Source organism: Thauera sp. AutoDN2, from assembly GCF_051280715.1.
In the GTDB taxonomy this organism is placed as follows: Bacteria; Pseudomonadota; Gammaproteobacteria; order Burkholderiales; family Rhodocyclaceae; genus Thauera.
In genome coordinates this window covers 35,879-54,399 of the sequence record NZ_JBNCAR010000001.1, presented here as the reverse complement: position 1 = coordinate 54,399, position 18,521 = coordinate 35,879, and the positions used below count along the sequence as shown (strand labels likewise).

The window sequence follows — 18,521 nt, the reverse complement described above, 5'->3', positions numbered from 1 at the left end:
GCCCGGCGCGCGCGCAGCTCACTTTCTCCGGGCTGTCCGGTGGGCGATGTTCGTGCTGTGGTCGAGGGCCGAGGCGCTGTCCGAGCGTCTGGATTGGGCGTCGCGATACGCGAAAGCGTCCAGAATCTGTTCGCGAAGGCTGGCGGCATCCCACGGCTTGGTGAAGAATTTGTACACCGAACCGCTATTGAAGATGTTGAGTATCTTCCCCGGGTCTGCGTGTCCGGACAACACGATACGAACGGTGTCCGGGTACATGCTCTTCACGCGCTCGAGGAGTTCGGTGCCGCTCATCTCCGGCATTCGGTCGTCGGCCAGGATGACGTGGATTTCGTTGCTGGCCAGCAACTCCAGCGCCTCGCGAGCGCTGCGTGCCGTGAGCACGCGCATGGGCTCGTTCTCGAGCGCGAGCGAGATCATCGCCAGCACTGCCGGTTCGTCGTCCACGGCCAGCAGGGTGCGCTCTGCGGGACGGGTATCTGGGAAGGCCAGGCGTTTGTCGCTGGCGACGAGTACTGCGAAGGCGGCGGCGGAAACCGGGCGGCTGTAGTAGTAGCCCTGGATCGCATCGCATCCATGCCGATGGAGGAACATGAGCTGATCTTCCGTCTCCACGCCTTCCGCAATCACCTTCAGTCCCATCTGATGCGCGAGGGCGATCACGGAGGTGGAGATCGCTGCGGCCGTGGCGTCGGTCGTGGCGTTCTGAACGAAACTCGCATCGATCTTCAACTGGTCGACCGGGAACCTGCCCAGATACGCCAGGCTGGAGTATCCGGTGCCGAAGTCGTCGATCGACAGCTGCAGCCCGAGCGACTTCAGTCGGGTCAGGGCTGCGTTTGATTGTTCCGGGCAGTCCATCAGCGCGCTCTCGGTCAGCTCGAGCTCGAGCAGCGCGGGGTCGAGCCCGGTTTCCGCGAGCACGCTGGAAACCACCTCCGGGAGGTCGGGCTGGCGCAATTGCGCGGGTGAAAGGTTGACCGCAACGACCAGCGGTGGCAGCCCTGCTGCCTGCCAGGTGCAGTTCTGCAGGCAGGCCTGGCGCAGTGCCCAGGCGCCGAGGTGCTGAATGAGTCCGCTCTCTTCTGCCACCGGGATGAACCGCGCGGGTGAAATCCACTCGCCGGTGTCCCGGCTCTGCCAACGTGCGAGCGCTTCCATACCGACGAGCCTGCCGGTGGCCATGTCGACCTTCGGCTGGTAATACAGCTCGAGCTCATTCTGCTCGAGGGCGCGCCGCAGGGCGTTTTCGAGCGCAAGCCGCTCACGCGCATCCTCGTCGAGCTCTTCGGCGTAGATGCAGCGATCGAGCCCGAAGCGTTCGCCGTGGTGCAGGGCGATCGTCGCCTTGCGCAGCAGCACCTCGAGGGACTCGCCATGCTCGGGGAGCACGCTCAGGCCGGCGCGTACCACCAGCCGCATGCTCTCTCCATCGATCAGGAACGGCAGATTCAGCGACTCCAGGATCGGCGCCAGCCGCTTGTGGAGATCCTCGCTGTTGTGGAGCCCCGTCGCCAGCATCGAGAATTCGATGCCTCCATGACGGGAGACCATGTCGCCGCGACGTGCATGCTGACCCAGGCGCGAAGCGAATTCGCGCAGGATCCGGTCCCCCACGTCGCGCCCCATGCTGTCGTTGATGCGCTCGAAGCGACTCAGGCCGAAGGTGATGACGGCAAGCTGTCCGCCCTGGTTCAGCGCTTCCTCGCGGGCCGCGGAGAAGCGAAGCTCGAGCAGGTTCCGGTTGGGCAGGACGGTCAGCTCATCGTAGTGCAGGAGGAAATTGAGCCGTTCCTGCAGCCGTCGTTGTTCGCTGATGTCGTTCTGGATGCCGATGAAATGCGTGATGTGGCCGTCGTCGTTCACAACGGGCGCGATGTTTGCCGACGCCCAGTAGAGCTCGCCGGTCTTGCGCCGGTTCAGGAACTCGCCCTCCCACGCTCTGCCCTGACGCAGGGTTTCCCAGAGGCTGGGGCGGTTGGTTGATGCCCCGGTTTCGGAGCCCCAGAAGCCGGCCATACGCCCGATGGATTCGGTCGGGCTGTAGCCGGTCATTGTCTCGAAGCTGGCGTTGACGTACTCGACGATTCCGCCCGGGCTCGTCACCACCATCGCGCTCGCACTTCTCTCGATGAGCGACTTGAACCGGCTCAGCTGCCGGGCGTCCTGTTCCCTGCGGGTGATATCGGCCAGCAGGGCTTCGCGCATGTTTTCGAAGGTCTGGCCCAGACGGCCGAGCTCATCGTCGGGCATGGGCGGCAGGGGGTGTGACAGGTCGCCTACGGAGATCGTGGCGGCTGCGTCATCCAGCGTGCGCAGCGGCTGCAACACCTTGCGGCGCAATACCTGCAAGGTGACGACCAGCAGCACCAGCATGGCAAAAGCGATCAGACACAGCAATGCCCAGGTGCTTTCGGCCTGTGTACGCAGCCTGCCGAACTCGCGCTCGAAATGCGCGCTGATGGCGGCTGTCAGGCCCAGGACGGCGTCGATGCCGCTTGTCGCTCCGCGATACCACTGCTCCGCGTCGATGGGGTATGCCTGACCGCCCGAGCTGCTTGCGAGAATCTGGGCACGCAGGGCTTCGTAGCGGTCGAGCAACTCGGTCCGATAGGTCTCGTGTGCGAGCACGATCTCGGCTGTCTGCGGCATCTGCTCGACGATTGCTTCGATGCGGTGCCTGGCGTGGAGGGCGATGGTCCGGTATTCCTCCAGGGCTTCCAGTTCCCGTTCTCCAAGGGCGGCGCCGCGCGCGATCGCCACGCCGACCAGGGCGCGCTCGCGCCCGAGGTGCTCGCTCAGGGTGAAGAGCTGATCCTTGATGATGGGGGCAGAGGCCTGGGTATAGTCATTGCTCGGCAGCGGAAGCGTCGCGATCGAGCCCAGACTGCGCAACTGCTCGATCTGCTCGCTCATCAGCGCGATCCAGGTTTCGGCGGCAAGGCCGTGAGGGATGCCTTGCAGTTGCTCATCGAGCCGAGCGCGGAAAAGCTCGATTTCCCGCTGTCCCCGATCCAGCCGTTCCAACTGATTGAGCAGCGGGTGATCCGGTGCTCGATGCGTCATCGTCGCCGCGTGCGCGGCAATCCGGCGATAGGTCAAATCAACGGCGCTGCGAATCCGCAGGATCTCGTCCCGCATCGCGAGGGGCGCCGTATCGGCGCTGGCGAGCAGGGTTGCCGTGGCGCCCCGCTCCATGGCCAGTTGCGCGCTTGCGCGCTGTGCCAGGTCCGATAGCCGGTTCGCATTCTGAACCCACTCCACCGCAAGCACCTTCTTGCGGCTGTCGGCCAACTGCCAGACCCCTGCAGACATTGAAAGCAGGGCGAATGCTGCCAATAGCAGGTAGGCGAGTCGTCGGATGCTCATGGTCGAGCGCTGCCCGAGGGGTGTGCGATGCGAGGCCTGCTCTGTTTCATGTTCCAACCCAAGGCGGATTCTCCAGTTCGACTCTCAGGGCCAGCATGCCTCTCCACCTGGAGAAGGCGCGCGGACGATCAGAATTCGGGCAGGGTTGGGGCCCGTGCGGTGACAGCCCTGAAGGCCGCAGATCCGATTCGGCTTGCCGGCTTTACCGGATGTCCGGATGCATGGTTCCGGGGTAGAGCATCGTCATCCTGACTAGTTTTGAACGAGTCTGGATTCTAGCAAGGTGGGAGTCGCTTACAACCCCGCCGCGCCAGCAATCATGTTCCTTCGTGATCTGTCTCACATCTTCCTACGCCGCCCTGCGGGTTGAAGACGCGCCCGCCTTCACAGGCTGAACACTCTGACTGCAGTTCGCGTTTCAGCCGCAAGCTCGCGGAGTTGCCGCGCGGTTTCGTAGGCCTGCTGGGTTGCAGCACTGTTCTCCTCCGACATCTGCGCGATCTGCTCGACGTTGGTTGCGATCTCGGCGCTTGCCTGGCTCTGCTCGCTGAGCGCAGTGTAGATGCCGTTGACCGAGCGCACAGCCTGTTGGGTCCCGTCGCTGATTGCGCGCATGGCGTCGCCCGCAGCCCGGGCAAGCTTGACCCCGTCCTCGACCTGAGTCACCGCTGCTGCGGTCGTGCGCATGGCCGTATCGGAGCTTGACAGCATGGTGTCGATCATCGCGCTGATGTCCATCGTCGCCTTTGCCGTCCGTTCGGCAAGCTTGCGGACCTCGTCCGCAACCACTGCAAATCCGCGCCCCTGCTCTCCGGCACGGGCGGCCTCGATCGAGGCGTTCAGCGCAAGCAGGTTGGTCTGATCGGCCACCTCCTTGATCACCTGCACGACCGTGGAGATCTGCTGTGAGCCGTCACCGACCTGCCGGATGGTCGTGGCCGCTTCGGCGACCGTGCTTGCGATGGCCTGCATTTCCCGGACGGTGCTGCCGATCACCTGGTTGCCGCTATCCGAGCGTTCTCCCGCGTCCACCGTGATCTGGCGCGCATCGGTCGCATTGTCGGAAACCTGCTGGATGCTCGTGGTCATCTCGTCGATGGCGCTCGCCATGCTGGTGGCTGCATCGCTCTGGCGTGCCGAACTCTCTGCAAGCTGTTTGGAGGCGACGGCCAATTGCTCTGCCGCGCTGGCAACGCTGTCGGCGTTCGCGGTGAGGGTGCCGATCATCTCGCGGAGGCTTGACTGCATCTGGTGCAGCGCTGCGAGCAGGCTGTGCGTGTCGCCCTCCCTTACCGGGATCAGTGCGGATAGATCGCCTCGGGCGATACGTTCGACCGCGTCCTTCGCGGCCTCGGGTTCGCCACCGAGCGGGCGGGTCACGGCCCGGACGATCCAGACGGAGATGAGGATGGAGGATATGAGGGCCAGCGCGAGGAATACGAAGATCTGCGTTTGGGAACGCAGATAGCTTGCCGCAGCTTCTTCGCCCGTGCTCTCGAGGATCCTGCCTTGCAGGCGGATGAGCGCATCGATCGATGCGAGCAGTTCATCGAGCGCAGGTGTCGTATGGGTCGCCATGTGCTCGGACGCGTCTTCCCTTCGGCCCGCCTCCAGCAGCGAGGAAACCTGCTGGAAAGAGCTTACGTACGACCGGCGCTTGTCCCGGATCTGGGTGAGCATCTCGCGTCCTTCCGGGAGGTAGAGCAGGCCGTCGATGCGGTCGAGGTGGGCCGAGATCGCGTCGATGCGCTTCGCGATGCGGGCCCGTATGGTCGGATCATGGCATCGCAAGGCTAGTGCCAAACCACGCCGATTGGCAGTGGATCAGGCAAATTTCCCGAGTCGTGCGGTGAAGGCGTGGCCTTCTTCGGGGCGGGCAAACAGATAGCCCTGGAATCCATCGCAACCGTTGTCCAGCAGGCAGGTGTGTTGCGCATGGGTCTCGACGCCCTCTGCGATCACGCGCAGGCTCAGCGCGTCCGCAAGCGCCATGATGGTGCGCACGATCGCCAGGCTGCTTGCATTGTCCGGCAGGTCGCGCACGAATACGCGGTCGATCTTCAACTCGTCGAGCGGCAGCTGCTGCAGGTAGCTCAGCGACGAATACCCCGTGCCGAAGTCGTCGATGGAGAAGCGGATGCCCATTGCGCGCAACTGCTTCATGGCGGTGATTGCCTGCTCGATGTCGCTAAGCAGCAGCGATTCGGTGATCTCGAGCTTGAGCCGTTCGGCCGGGGCGCCGGTCTGGACAAGCAGGGCGCTTACCTCGTCCACGAAGCCGGACTGATAGAGCTGGGCGGGGCTGACGTTGACCGCCAGTGAGCAGGACTGGAGCCGGGGGTCCGCAGCCCATCCTGCGAGGGTGCGGCAGGCCATCTCCATGGCCTGCCGGCCGAGCTCGGGCATCATCCCCATCTGCTCGGCAAGCTTGATGAACTGGAACGGCGGCACGGCACCCTCTCGCGGATGCGTCCAGCGCAACAGGGCCTCCGCGCCGGTGATGCGGCCTTCGCGGTCGAACTGAGGCTGGTAGTGCAGGAAGAACTCGCGGTTCTCCAGGGAGGCACGCAGAGCAGCCTGAGCGCGCATGCGCTCGCTGAGGCTGCTCTGCATGGCTGGATCGAAGCTGCGCACGGTGTTCTTGCCGCTGCGCTTGGATTCGTACATCGACAGGTCGGCGCGCTGCATCAGCTCTTCCGCCGTGTAGGGGCGGTCGCCGAACATCACCAGGCCGATGCTCGCGGTGGTGGTCTGCTGTCGGCCGCCGATGCGGTATGGGGCGCCGAGCCGGGTGAGGATCTTCGCAGCGACCTGATCCGCTGCGGCGACGGCCTCCCTTTTGCCTTGTGGAAGGTGCTCGAGCAGGATCACGAACTCGTCGCCGCCGAAGCGCGCCACGGTATCCGTTTCGCGCACGATGGCACGCAGCCGCGTAGCGGTTTCGCGCAGGAGCAGATCCCCTGCCTGGTGGCCGTAAACGTCGTTGATGTTCTTGAAGTCGTCCAGGTCGATGAACATCAGCGCGCCATGTGCGCCGCCGCGACTGCCATCGCCGAGCGCGTGCTCCAGCCTTTCCGTCAGCAGCCGGCGGTTGGGCAGGCTGGTGAGGGGATCGTAGAAGGCGAGATTGCGAATCTCCGCTTCGCTGGCGCGCGCCTGGGTGACGTCCTGCACCAGCGCGACCACCGCACGCTGTCCGTCCAGGGCGTGGTCGAGCGCCTGGATGGAGGCGCGAAAATCGCGTGCGCCGGCTGCGGTGGACAGGGTGTACTCCAGGGTCTGGCGCTCTCCGGTATCGAGCGCGCGCGCAATCGCCGCGAGACCGGCAGCGCCTTGCGCCTCGGGCAGGACTTCATCGAAGCGCTTGCCGATCACGCTCGCCACCGGGATGTGCAGCAGTTCGTGCCTGCTCGTGATGACCTCCAGGAACCGCCCGTCCTCGTCGATCAGGAACAGCAGATCGGGCAGCGCCGCGGTGATTGCGCGCAGGCGGGCCTCGCTCTTCTGCAGTGCGAGCTGCGTGGCGCGGCGCCGTTCGATGTCGAGCAGCAGCATGCCCACCAGGGCGGTGCCGGCGCCCATCACGAGCAGATAGGGCAGGCCCAGCGCTTCGAACACGCTCGCCATGCTCTGTCCGGGAACCTGGGAGATCATCAGCAGGGTGATGAAGTGCAGGACGACCCCGAACGCGAACAGGCCAAGCGGCGCCTTGCTGGCCCCCAGGCTGCGCAGCGTACCGCGGTAGAACAGCCCGCTGGCCACGGCGATCACGATCACCGTAACGCCGATTGCCGCGCCGCCCCCGCCGAGCGCGATGCGATAACCCGCGGCGATGAGGCCTGCGAGCGCGCCGGTCAACGGTCCGCCGAACAGGCTGGCGAGGCTGAGCACCACCGAGCGCGGGTCGACGATCACGCCCGGTCCGAGGGTCACCGGCATCATCATGCCGGCCACACAGATCAGCCCGAAGATCAGCCCCGCGCCGAGCCGGGCCTGGAGACTGCCCGACGCCCAGAAACGCTGGTTGACGCCGAGCAGCATGCACAGGGCGAGAAGGAGGGCAGTGGTCCGGATCAGGTCGAGGAGCATTATGGGGGAGGCGCCGAGCCTCTTCGGTCAGGTTCGGGCGCGATGCTACGCCACCCGGAGAAGGGGGCAACCCGAAAATTTCACGCTTTCGGCAGCGTCAGCTTTCCGGCCGGTAGGGCTTGCCCAGCGACACCGGAGAGTTGAGCCGGATCGTGCCGGCGTTGCGCGAGATCGCCACCAGCACGACGATGGTCGCCCAGTAGGGCAGGGAGGACAGCAGCTGCGAGGGGAAGTCGATCTGCAGCCCGGAGCCCTGGATGAAGAGCTGCGTGATCATGACGCCGCCGAACAGGTAGGCACCGATCATCACCCGCAGCGGCCGCCAGGTGGCGAACACCACCAGCGCCAGCGCGATCCAGCCGCGCCCGGCGACCATGCCCTCGGCCCACATCGGCGTGTAGAACACCGACAGGAAGGCGCCGCCGATACCGGCCATGGCGCCGCCGAACAGTACCGCCAGATAGCGGATGCGGATCACCGGATAGCCGATCGCGTGCGCCGACGCGGGTGATTCGCCCACCGCGCGCAGCACCAGCCCGGCGCGGCTGCGGTGCAGGAACCACAGCAGCGTCCAGAACAGGGCCCAGGAGAAATACACCAGCGCCTGCTGGTTGTAGAGCGCCTCGCCGATGAGCGGGATGTCGGCGATGAAGGGAATGCGGATCGGCGGCACCGCCTGCAGCGCGACCGCTTCATAGGGTTTGCCGACGAAAGCCGCGAGGCCCACGCCGAAGATTGCCAGCGCGAGGCCCGAGGCGACCTGGTTGGCCATCAAGGTCAGGGTCAGCACGCCGAACAGCAGCGCCATCGCAATGCCTGCGCCCATGCCGGCCAGCACGCCTAGCCAGGGGTTGGCGCTGTGGTGGGTGACGGCGAAGGCGGCGACCGCGCCCATGGCCATCATGCCCTCGGCGCCCAGGTTCAGCACACCGGCCTTCTCATTCACGAGCAGGCCCAGCGCGACGATGATCAGCGGGGTTCCCGCCACCACGGTGGCGAACAGGATCGATGTGAACAGGCTCGCATCCATTTCCGTTGCCTCCTCAGTCGCTCTGGGGCGCGCGGCGGCGTAGCCGCAGGCGGTAGTGGATGAACACGTCCGAGCCCAGCAGGAAGAACAGCAGCATGCCCTGGAACACCATCGAGATCGAGCTCGGCAGGTTGAGGTACTGCTGCGCCTGTTCGCCGCCGATGTAGAGCAGGGCCATCAGCAGGCTGGCGAGCAGGATGCCGAAGGCGTTGAGCCGGCCGACGAAGGCGACGATGATCGCTGCGAAGCCGTAGCCGCTGCCCACCTTGTCGGTAAGCTGGCCCATCGGCCCGGCAACCTCGCCCATGCCCGCGAGCCCCGCTGCCGCCCCGCCCAGCAGCAGGCCGACCCACACCATACGCTGCGCCGAGAAGCCCGCGTAGCGCGCCGCATCGGGCGCCTCGCCGGCCACGCGCATGCGAAAACCGGCGAAGCTGCGGTTCATGAAGGCGTAGCCGGCCACCAGTACCGCCAGCGCGAGCACGAAGCCGAAGTGCAGGCGGGTGCCCTCGAGCATCATCGGCATCAGCGCCGCGTCGCTGAACATGCGGGTCTGCGGGAAGTTGAAACCGTCGGGGTCCTTCCACGGCCCGAACACCAGCCAGGATACGAAGAGTTGTGCCACATACACCAGCATCAGCGACACCAGGATCTCGTTGGCGTTGAAGCGTGTGCGCAGCAGCGCCGGAATCGCGGCCCAGGCCGCGCCGCCGAGCGCGCCCGCCAGTACCATTGCCGGCAGCAGCAGGGCGCTTTCGGTGCCATCGAAAGACAGTGCCACCCCGGTTGCGGCCACCGCGCCGAGCATGAACTGGCCTTCGGCACCGATGTTCCAGACATTGGCGCGAAAGCCGATCGCCAGGCCGATCGCGCACAGCATCAGCGGCGTGGCCTTGAGCAGCAGCTCGGAGACGCCGTACAGATCCTTCACGGGATTGAGGAAAAAGATGCGGAAGCCTTCGGCCGGGTCCTTGCCGAGCGCGGTGAAGATCACCATGCCGCCGGCGAGAGTCAGTGCCACTGCGAGCAGTGGTGAGGCCCAGGACATCAGGCGTGAAGGTTCGGCGCGGGCTTCGAGTTCAAGCATCGGCGGGCTCCGTCGGCATGCCGGCGGGGGGTTGGTGTTCGAGGTCGGCTGCGGGCCACATGCCGCTCATCCACACGCCGATGTCTTCGAGCGTGGTGGTGGCCGCGGGGCGGGTGGGTGACAGCCGGCCCTGGGCGATGACGGCGATGCGGTCGCAGATCTCGAACAGCTCGTCGAGTTCCTCGGAGATGACCAGCACCGCACAGCCGCGGTCGCGCAGGTCGATCAGCGACTGGCGGATGAAGGTGGCGGCTCCCACGTCCACGCCCCAGGTGGGCTGGGCGCACACGAGCAGCCTGGGCGCCTGCAGGATCTCGCGCCCGACGATGAACTTCTGCAGGTTGCCGCCCGACAGCGACTTGGCTGCCGCGTCGGGGCCGCCGCACTTGACGTTGAAGGCCGCGATGCACTGCCGGGCGAAGTCGCGCGCGCGCGCGAAGCGCACGAAGCCGCCGGCCAGCATGCCTTGCCCTCGAGCGGCGGTGAGCAGTGCATTGTCGGCGAGCGACATGCCGGGCACGGCGCCGCGGCCCAGGCGCTCCTCCGGCACGAAGCACAGGCCCAGCCTGCGCCGCTCGGCGGGCTTCAGACGGCCGGCTTCGACGCCGCAGATCTGCACGGGAAACTTCTCCGCCAGCACCTCCTCGCCCGAGATCGCGCGCAGCAGTTCCTGCTGGCCGTTGCCCGACACGCCGGCGATGCCGACGATCTCGCCGGCGCGCACGTCGAGGTGGATGTCCTCGAGGTCGGTGCCGAACGGGTCCTCGCTGGCGTGCGACAGGCCGGCCAGGCGCAGGCGCAACTCGCCGTCGGTGCGTGCCGCGCCATGCACGCAGTGCGGGAGGTCCTTGCCGATCATCATGCGCGCCATCGACTGCGGCGTTTCCTGCGCCGGGATGCACTCGCCTGTGACCTTGCCGCCGCGCAGCACGGTGGCGGTGTGGCAGAGCTCCTGAATCTCGTCGAGCTTGTGGCTGATGTAGAGGATGGAACAGCCTTCCGCCGAGAGCTGGCGCAGGGTTGCGAACAGCTTTCGCACCGCCTGCGGGGTGAGCACCGAGGTGGGCTCGTCCATGATCAGCAGGCGGGGGTTCTGCAACAGGCAGCGGATGATTTCGACGCGCTGGCGCTCGCCCACCGAGAGTGCATGTACACGACGGCGTGGATCCACCGGCAGGCCATAGCGCTCGGAAACCTCCGTGATGCGCTGCGCCAGTTCGTCCAGCGCCGGGTTGCCGGGCAGGGCCAGCGCCACATTCTCGACCACGGTCAGGGTCTCGAACAGCGAGAAATGCTGGAACACCATGCCGATGCCAAGACTGCGCGCATGCGCCGGGTTCTCGACATGCACCTCCATCCCCTCCCAGAACAGGTGGCCTGCGCTCGGGCGGGTGACGCCGTAGATGATCTTCATCAGTGTCGACTTGCCCGCACCGTTTTCACCCAGCACCGCGCGGATCTCGCCCGGTTGCACCGCGAGGTCGACCCCCTCGTTGGCCACCACCCCCGGATAGACCTTGCCGATGCCGCGCAACTGCAGTCGCGGTGCATCGGAAGGGAGGTGCGGCAGGGAAGACGGGGTGGGCTGGTTGGGCACGGGTTGGTGGCGGGGGAGGTTGTGAGCGCGCTCAGTCGCCTGCCGCCGGTGCGACGGGTTCTGCGGGCGCTGCAGTGCCGGGCTCGGCCGTGGCGGGGGCGAGTTCGGCTTCGTCGATCGACAGCGCCTGGGCGCGGCGCAGGTCTTCCGGGTTCAGCTTCAGGGCGACGCTGTCGCGTTCGTGCACGCCCTCCATGTTCATGGCGGCAGCGGCGCGATTGAACCAGACATAGGCTTCGACCGCATCGGGTTCCACGCCGATGCCGCTGCGGTACAGGCGGCCGAACTCGACCATGCCCTCGGGATCGCCTGCGCGCGCCGCCTCGCCGAGCCAACGCGCGGCGAGCTCGAAGTTCTGCGGCGTGCCGATGCCGCTGCGGTAGCGCTTGCCGAGCAGCACCATCGCGCCGGTGTGACCGGCACCTGCCGCACGCTTGAGCCAGTTGCCGGCTTCCTCGCCCTTTCTGGCGTCACTGCCGGCCTCGGCGAGCAGGGCGCGGCCGAGGCGGAACTGCGCCTCGACGTCGCCGTCCTCGGCCGCGGCGCGGGTGGAGGTCGAGGTCGTTGCTGTGTCGACCGCGGGCGGGGCGTCCTCGTCGAATGCGATGATCACGGTGGCCGCGAGGATGGCTGCGACCGCGGCGGCAGCGCCCACAGCAGCCCACATCGGCCAGCGTCGTCCGCTCCCCTGCGGGTGCACGGGCGCGAGGAAGCGGTCACCGCAGGCCGGGCAGCGGAATGGGTGCATGCCCGGATGGGCGGCGCGCTCCTCGTGCGAGCGCCAGCGGGATTTGCGGCACGCAGCCGCGGTGCAGGACGGGCAGCAGACGGAGGTGCTCATGCCGGCGGTCCGGTCAGCTCTTCCAGACGATCATGATCACCACGACCGCGATCACGAGCAGCAGCGTCGAGCCGCCAATGGTGGCGACGAGCGCATTCTCCACCAGCAGGCTGCGGCGTGCCGGCGCGTGGAAGCGGTGCACGCAGGACATGCAGCGCCAGGCGCGCTCGCCCTTGTGGGCGCGCTTCTCGTCTTCGGATTGCCAGGGAGATTCGCGACAATCGGTGCCGTCGCAGCGTGGGCAGGTGGGCATGGGGGCTCAGACAGGTGCGGGCCGCTTGAGCGGCCCGCACCTGCACGATCTCGTTCGGACAGCCGCGATTATAGGCTATGAAGCCCCGGTGTCCGCCTCTGCCGCACGCGTGCTCAACCGCAGGTGCCGACCGCGCCGCAGGCGGTGCAGAAGTCGCAGCCGTCCTTGCGGATCACCGTGTGGTTGCCGCACTCGCTGCACAGCGCGCCCTGCATCAGCTTGGGCTCGCTTTCGTCGCGCGGCGACTCGAGGATGCCCATCTCGCGCGTCGGGTAGCCGCGCTCGTCGAGCACGCCGAGCATGGCGTAGCGGTGGATGATGAGCTGTGCCAGGTAGGCGACCGTGCTGGGCCAGTTCTGCTGGCGGCGGGTACCGGGCACGAAGGCCATGAAGTCGCCCAGCGGCTCGGGGTAGTCGAGCAGTTTGCGCAGCTTCATGCCGATCCAGGCCGGGTCCATGACACGCATGTCGAGCGACAGGATGCGGGTCAGGCCGTCCAGGGCGCGCGGGTAGTTGCCCGACAGCCACACCGAGTACGGGCGGGTGACGCCGTCCGGCAGGGTGATCTCCTTCAGGCCGAGGACGAAGTCTTCACCCGTGGCCGGGTTGTAGATGTCCACCGTCCACGACAGCGTGCCGTCGGTGCCGGTCTTGGGCTCCTCGAGGCTGAACAGGGTGTCGAGCACGCCGTTGCTCTCGTCTTCCTTGTCGAATACGCCGAGCTTTTCGCAGCGGTAGTTCACCGCCTGGGCGAAGGCCGACACCACGCCGGGCACCAGCTTCTTCTCGCCGTGCGGCGGGAAGGGCATCTCGAACGAACGCTCGCCGACGGTGCGGGCCAGCGTGTCGAGCTTGAGCTTGAGCCAGCCGCGGTCGTTGGCGCGCATGTCCATCGAGAGGGTCTTGGCCACCGCACCCAGGCCGCGCGGCTGGTCGGCACCGTTCACCCACACTTCGAACGGGAAGCTGCCGCCGTTGTTGCCCACCTGGCCGACGAACAGCGCGAAGCCGCCGGTCGGGGTGTTGAGCATGTAGGTCCAGGCCAGGTTGCCGTCGGGCAGGTCGGGACGGCCGGGCCAGCGCAGGCTGGAGAGCACCGGGGCGGGCAGGTTCTTGATCGACAGGCGCTTGTTGGCGTCGGCGATCTCGACGTCGTGCGGCTGCTTCTGCTCGGCGGTCGGGGTGACCGACAGCACCGAACCGAGCACGTTGTTGGGGCGATAGGTGGCGAGACCCTTCAAGCCGGCCTTCCACGCGGTGAGGTAGAGGTCCTCGAACTCGGCGTAGGGGTAGTCCTCGGGCACGTTCACCGTCTTGGAGATGGACGTATCGATGTAGGGCGCGACCGCGGCGACCATGTCCTTGTGCGCCTGCGCGGAGATCTCCAGCGCGGTGACGAAGGATTCCGGCAGCTTGTCGACGTTGCCGCCGAGGTGCTTGTACAGGCGCCAGGCGTAGTCCTCGACCGCATACTCCTTGAAGGTGCCGTCGGCCATGCGCTTGCGGCGGGTGTAGGTGTAGGAGAAGGGCGGCTCGATGCCGTTCGAGGCGTTGTCGGCGAAGGCCAGGCTGATGGTGCCGGTGGGCGCGATCGACAGCAGGTGCGAGTTGCGGATGCCGTTCTTGCGGATCCTGTCCTTCACGTCAGCCGGCAGGCGCGAGGCGAAGTTGCCGCCCGACAGGTACAGGTCGGCGTTGAACAGCGGGAAGGCGCCGCGCTCCTTGGCCAGGTCGGACGAGGCGAGGTAGGCACGATTACGCATGAATTCGGAGATCTTGCGCGCTTCCTCGCGTGCCTCGGTCGTGTCGTAGCGCTTGCCGAGCATGATCAGCGCGTCACCCAGGCCGGTGAAACCGAGACCCACGCGGCGCTTGGACTGCGCTTCGGCATGCTGCTGCTCGAGCGGCCAGTGGGTGGCTTCGAGCACGTTGTCGAGCATGCGGATAGAGACGTCGACCACCTTGCCGAAGCCGGCGTAATCGAACTCGGCCTTGTCGCTGAACGGGTTCTTGACGAAGGGCGTCAGGTTGATCGAGCCCAGGCAGCAGCAACCGTAGGGCGGCAGCGGCTGTTCGGCGCAGGGGTTGGTGGCCTCGATGGTCTCGCAGTAGTACAGGTTGTTGTCCTGGTTCATGCGGTCGAGGAACAGTATGCCCGGCTCGGCGTGGTCGTAGGTCGAGCGCATGATCTGGTCCCACAGATCGCGCGCGCGCACCTTGCGGTACACCCACAGGCCGTCGTCGCGCTGGTAGGCGCCGGCCTGCTTCAGTTCTTCGGTGGGCTCGGCCTTGTGCGCGAGCTCGACGTCGCCATTGGCCTCGACGGCCTGCATGAAGGGGTCGGTCACGCCAACCGAGATGTTGAAGTTGGTGAGGTCGCCTTCGTCCTTGGCGTGGATGAATTCCTCGATGTCCGGATGGTCGCAGCGCAGCACGCCCATCTGCGCACCGCGGCGCGCACCCGCCGACTCGACCGTCTCGCACGAGCGGTCGAACACGCGCATGTAGGACACGGGGCCGGAGGCGTTCGACGCCGTGCCCTTCACCAGCGCGCCCTTCGGGCGGATCGACGAGAAGTCGTAGCCGACGCCGCCGCCGCGGCGCATGGTCTCGGCGGCCTGGGCCAGCGCGGTGTAGATGCCGGGGCGGCCATCGACGGCCTCGGTCACCGAGTCGCCCACCGGCTGCACGAAGCAGTTGATCAGCGTGGCGGCCAGCGTGGTGCCCGCGGCGCTGTTGATGCGGCCGGCGGGCACGAAACCCTTTTCCTGCGCTTCGAGGAACTTTGCCTCCCAGTGGACGCGCTTGTCCTCGGACTCGATCGTGGCGAGCGCGCGCGCGACGCGGCGGCGCACTTCGGCGACGGTCTGTTCGTCACCCTTGGCGTATTTCTCGACGAGGACCTCGCCCGAGATCTCCTGCATCGGCAGGTTGGCTGCGGTGGGCTTGGCGCCTTGCGGTGTGGAGGTGCTGGTGGTCTCGCTCATGGTCTTCTTCTTCGTCCTTGGTAGGCGTGGAAACGGACGAAAGAATAGCGCGTAAGCGTGAGTAGTGCAAAAAAATAAAAACGTTCATAAACAATGAGTTATACGTTTTACTTGTGTTTTCAATGTTTTGCACGCACTAGATCTAGTAGCTCTTGAAGAGGGGCTATTTGCTCGAAAACCCAGTATTCATGCGGGTTTCGGAGGCAGCGCGCGGCACGAAAAGCAAGGGGTATGCAGGGGGTAGTTCGGGTTGGAGCGTGACGTGTTCGATGCTGAAGCGCTCGCGCAGCAAGGTCTGCAGGGCCGCAAGTGCCTCGGGCCAATGTACGGCGGCGTCGAGCACGACGTGCGCGGAGAGCGCGGTGCGGTGCGAGTCCAGGCTCCAGATGTGCAGGTCGTGCACCGAGCGCACCCGCGGCACGGCTGCCATCGCCTGCCCGACCTCGGGCAGCGACAGCCGCTCGGGAACGCCTTCGAGCAGCGTGTTGAGCACCTGGCGCAGCAGGGACAGCGTGGAAAACAGGATCAGACCGCAGATCAGCATGGTCAGTAGCGGGTCGATCGGGGTCCAGCCGGTGTAGAGGATCACGATGCCCGAAGCGAGCGCGGCGACGGAGCCGAGCAGATCGCCTACGACATGGAGCAGCGCGCCGCGGGTGTTCAAGTCGCCTTCGCCGCGGGTGAGCAGCCAGGCCACGACGAGGTTCAGCACCAGCCCGCCGATCGCCACCAGGATCACTGCCTCGCCCGCCACCGCGCGCGGTGTCAGCAGGCGCTCGACCGCATGCCATACCAGGCCGCCAACCACAGCGAGCATGAAGAACGCGTTGACCAGCGCAGCGAGCGCCTCCACCCGGCGCAGGCCGTAGGAATGGCGCACGCTCGGCGCGCGCAGGGCGACGCGCGCGGCGAGCGCGGCCAGCCCGAGCGACATCGCGTCGGTGAGCATGTGCCCCGCGTCGCCCAACAGCGCGAGCGAGCCCGACCACCATCCCGCGACGGCCTCGACCGCTGCAAAGCCCAGCGTGAGTGCGAGTGCCAGTGGCAGGAAGCGGCTTGCCGAGTGGTCGTGGTGGTGGTGGCCTTGCGGTCCATGGCTGTGACCGTCATGAACGCCGCCATGCTGATGGTGGGCGGGGTGCTCTTCGGGCTCTTGGTCGGGACCGTGCCCGGGGTGGGTAGGCATCGTTGCGCGCTCTCGAGGGAAAACCTGGCCGATTATGCCCCTCCCGCGGCTACGCCGGCATTGCGGGCGGCGGTCGGCACAATAGGTAAAACCATCTAGCCCCCTGCCTCATCTCCCCAATTTCTGTAGGGGTATCGAAAGCCTAGAGTGGCACCCACGCCAATGGCTCGTGGAGTACTGCAATGAACAAGGCTTTCCCGTCCCCCAATCCCGCTGCCTGTGCCGGCCCGGCACCGGTCTCGGTCTCGCGCCGCAACTTCCTGCGCGGCGTGCCCGTCGTCACGGCCGCCGCGGCGATGGCGCCGGCGCCAGCGATCGCCGCCACCGGCAAGCAGCAGTGGGCGATGTTGATCGACGTGCGCAAGTGCATCGGCTGCCAGGCCTGCACGGTGTCCTGCATCCAGGAAAACGCGGTGCCCGAGGGCAGCTTCCGCACCGTGGTGTCGACCTACAGCGTCAAGCTCACCGACAGCGCCCAGCCCGCCGGCACCTACGTGCTGCCGCGCCTGTGCAACCACTGCGACAACCCGCCGTGCATCCCGGTGTGCCCGGTGAGCGCCACCTACAAGCGCGAGGACGGCATCGTCGCGGTCGATGGCGACCGCTGCGTGGGCTGCGCCTACTGCGTGCAGGCCTGCCCCTACGACGCGCGCTTCATCAACCACGAGACCAACAAGGCCGACAAGTGCACCTTCTGCGCCCACCGCGTGGATGCCGGCCTGTTGCCCGCCTGCGTCGAGACCTGCGTCGGCGGCGCGCGCATCTTCGGTGACATCAACGACCCCGAGAGCGAACTCGCCCGCCGCCTGAAGGAGGCGCAGCCGCAGCTCAAGGTGCTCAAGCCCGAGCTCGAGACCGCGCCGCGGGTGTTCTACATCGGCCTCGACGAGCGCTTCACCGGCAAGGTCGAGGGCCAAGGCACGCTGTGGAAGCCCCGCAACCTGCCGCACGCCTGAACCGCACGCGAGGAGATCCATCATGAACCCGAACATCGTCGAAACCATCAACGTCGCGCGCGAAGTCGCGTGGCTGCCGTGGGCGGTGCAGTACTTCTTCCTCATCGGCCTGTCCTACGGCGCCTACCTGCTGTCGCTGCCGGGCATCGTCTTCCGCCGCCCGGGCTGGGCGGGCATCTCGCGCCTGGCCCTGCTCGGCGCGCTGGTGTGCGGACTGGCCGCGCCGGTGGCGCTGCTGGCCGACCTGCACCAGCCCGGTCGCTTCTGGCATTTCTATGCCTACTTCACACCCACCTCGTGGATGTCGTGGGGCGCCTTCTTCATCCCGGTGTATCTGGGCGGACTGCTCACTTATGCCTGGCTCGCCTTCCGTCCCGATCTGGCGCGCCATGCGCAGGGCGGTGGCAAGCTTGCCGGACTGGCAGGCGTGCTTGCCTACGGCGGTCACGAGAGCCGTGGTGCGCTGAAGGCCGCGGCGCTGCTCGCCTTCGTCGGCGCGGCGCTGGTGGCGCTCTACACCGGGGCCGAGGTCGCGGTGGTGCAGGCCCGTCCGCTGTGGAACACGCCGCTGCTGCCGCTGCAGTTCTTCATCACCGCCTTTGCCGGCGCGGTCGGCCTGGCCTTGCTGTTCAACCGTTTCAGCGTGCGTGACGCGGCCGCCAACCGCCGCATGGCCGGCGTGCTGGCCGCGACGCAGGTTGTGGCGCTGGCCGTGGGTGCGCTGTGGCTGGCGCTCGGCGTCTCCGGCATCTCGCCAGTCCATGCCCAGGCCCTGGCCGAAGTCGGCCCCTCGGCCAACTGGCAGCTCTCCGCCGCGTGGGCAGTGGCTGCCACCGTGCTCACCCTGGTGCTGGCGTGGAAGTGGCCCGGCTCCGGCCTGCTGATCGGCCTGCTGGCGCTGCACTCGGCGTGGATGATGCGCTGGTCCATCTTCATCGGCGGCCAGGAAGTGCCCAAGACCGGCGCCGGCTACTACACCTATTCGCTGCCGCTCGGCCCCGAGGGCCTGATGGGCATCGTCGGCACCGCCGGGCTGTGGGTCTTCCTCTTCATCCTCATCACCACCTTGCTGCCGCTCGACCGCCTCGCGGCCGGCAACACCGACAAGGCTGCCGCCTGAGCGCGG

The 18,521-nt window shown here is 66.9% G+C and carries 12 protein-coding genes; 2 read left to right on the top strand and 10 right to left on the bottom strand.

Annotated features, from left to right (window positions below):
* Positions 1-18 precede the first annotated feature (18 nt).
* From ACPT9U_RS00195 to ACPT9U_RS00150, 10 genes are all read right to left on the bottom strand, one after another.
* Complete coding sequence (locus ACPT9U_RS00195) at positions 19-3,369, bottom strand: EAL domain-containing protein (protein ID WP_418363442.1); 3,351 nt, start codon at positions 3,367-3,369, stop codon at positions 19-21.
* Between the two features lie 384 nt (positions 3,370-3,753).
* Positions 3,754-5,160, bottom strand: coding sequence for a methyl-accepting chemotaxis protein (locus tag ACPT9U_RS00190; protein WP_435749508.1), 1,407 nt, complete (start codon positions 5,158-5,160; stop codon positions 3,754-3,756).
* Positions 5,161-5,193: 33 nt separating this feature from the next.
* Positions 5,194-7,458, bottom strand: a complete 2,265-nt coding sequence (locus ACPT9U_RS00185; RefSeq protein ID WP_435749507.1) for a putative bifunctional diguanylate cyclase/phosphodiesterase — start codon at positions 7,456-7,458, stop codon at positions 5,194-5,196.
* 97 nt (positions 7,459-7,555) lie between these two features.
* The gene (locus ACPT9U_RS00180) at positions 7,556-8,488 is read right to left on the bottom strand and encodes an ABC transporter permease (protein ID WP_435749506.1); all 933 of its coding nucleotides are present in this window, start codon (positions 8,486-8,488) and stop codon (positions 7,556-7,558) included.
* Between the two features lie 13 nt (positions 8,489-8,501).
* Positions 8,502-9,575 (bottom strand): ABC transporter permease, encoded by a 1,074-nt coding sequence (locus ACPT9U_RS00175; RefSeq protein WP_435749505.1) that lies wholly within the window; start codon positions 9,573-9,575, stop codon positions 8,502-8,504.
* A complete protein-coding gene (locus ACPT9U_RS00170; RefSeq protein ID WP_435749504.1) occupies positions 9,568-11,172 on the bottom strand; it encodes an ABC transporter ATP-binding protein in 1,605 nt (534 codons plus the stop codon). Before ACPT9U_RS00170 ends, ACPT9U_RS00175 begins: the two co-directional genes overlap by 8 nt.
* A 31-nt stretch (positions 11,173-11,203) precedes the next feature.
* Positions 11,204-12,013 (bottom strand): tetratricopeptide repeat protein, encoded by an 810-nt coding sequence (locus ACPT9U_RS00165; RefSeq protein WP_435749502.1) that lies wholly within the window; start codon positions 12,011-12,013, stop codon positions 11,204-11,206.
* A 13-nt stretch (positions 12,014-12,026) separates the two neighbouring features.
* Positions 12,027-12,266: a hypothetical protein gene (locus ACPT9U_RS00160; RefSeq protein ID WP_320368277.1), complete on the bottom strand. Its 240-nt coding sequence runs from the start codon at positions 12,264-12,266 to the stop codon at positions 12,027-12,029.
* Positions 12,267-12,379: 113 nt separating this feature from the next.
* A complete protein-coding gene (locus tag ACPT9U_RS00155) occupies positions 12,380-15,253 on the bottom strand; it encodes an adenosylcobalamin-dependent ribonucleoside-diphosphate reductase (RefSeq protein ID WP_435749501.1) in 2,874 nt (957 codons plus the stop codon).
* Positions 15,254-15,416: 163 nt separating this feature from the next.
* Positions 15,417-16,439, bottom strand: coding sequence for a cation diffusion facilitator family transporter (locus ACPT9U_RS00150; RefSeq protein ID WP_435749499.1), 1,023 nt, complete (start codon positions 16,437-16,439; stop codon positions 15,417-15,419).
* Between the two features lie 182 nt (positions 16,440-16,621).
* On the opposite strand from ACPT9U_RS00150, the gene dsrO reads away from it, so the two are divergent.
* Both dsrO and nrfD read left to right on the top strand, forming a co-directional pair.
* Complete coding sequence (gene dsrO, locus ACPT9U_RS00145) at positions 16,622-17,395, top strand: sulfate reduction electron transfer complex DsrMKJOP subunit DsrO (protein ID WP_435749498.1); 774 nt, start codon at positions 16,622-16,624, stop codon at positions 17,393-17,395.
* Positions 17,396-17,417: 22 nt separating this feature from the next.
* Positions 17,418-18,515 carry an NrfD/PsrC family molybdoenzyme membrane anchor subunit gene (gene nrfD, locus ACPT9U_RS00140; protein ID WP_288090104.1) on the top strand — a complete coding sequence of 366 codons (1,098 nt, stop codon included), beginning with the start codon at positions 17,418-17,420 and terminating at the stop codon, positions 18,513-18,515.
* The last annotated feature ends 6 nt before the right edge of the window (positions 18,516-18,521 follow it).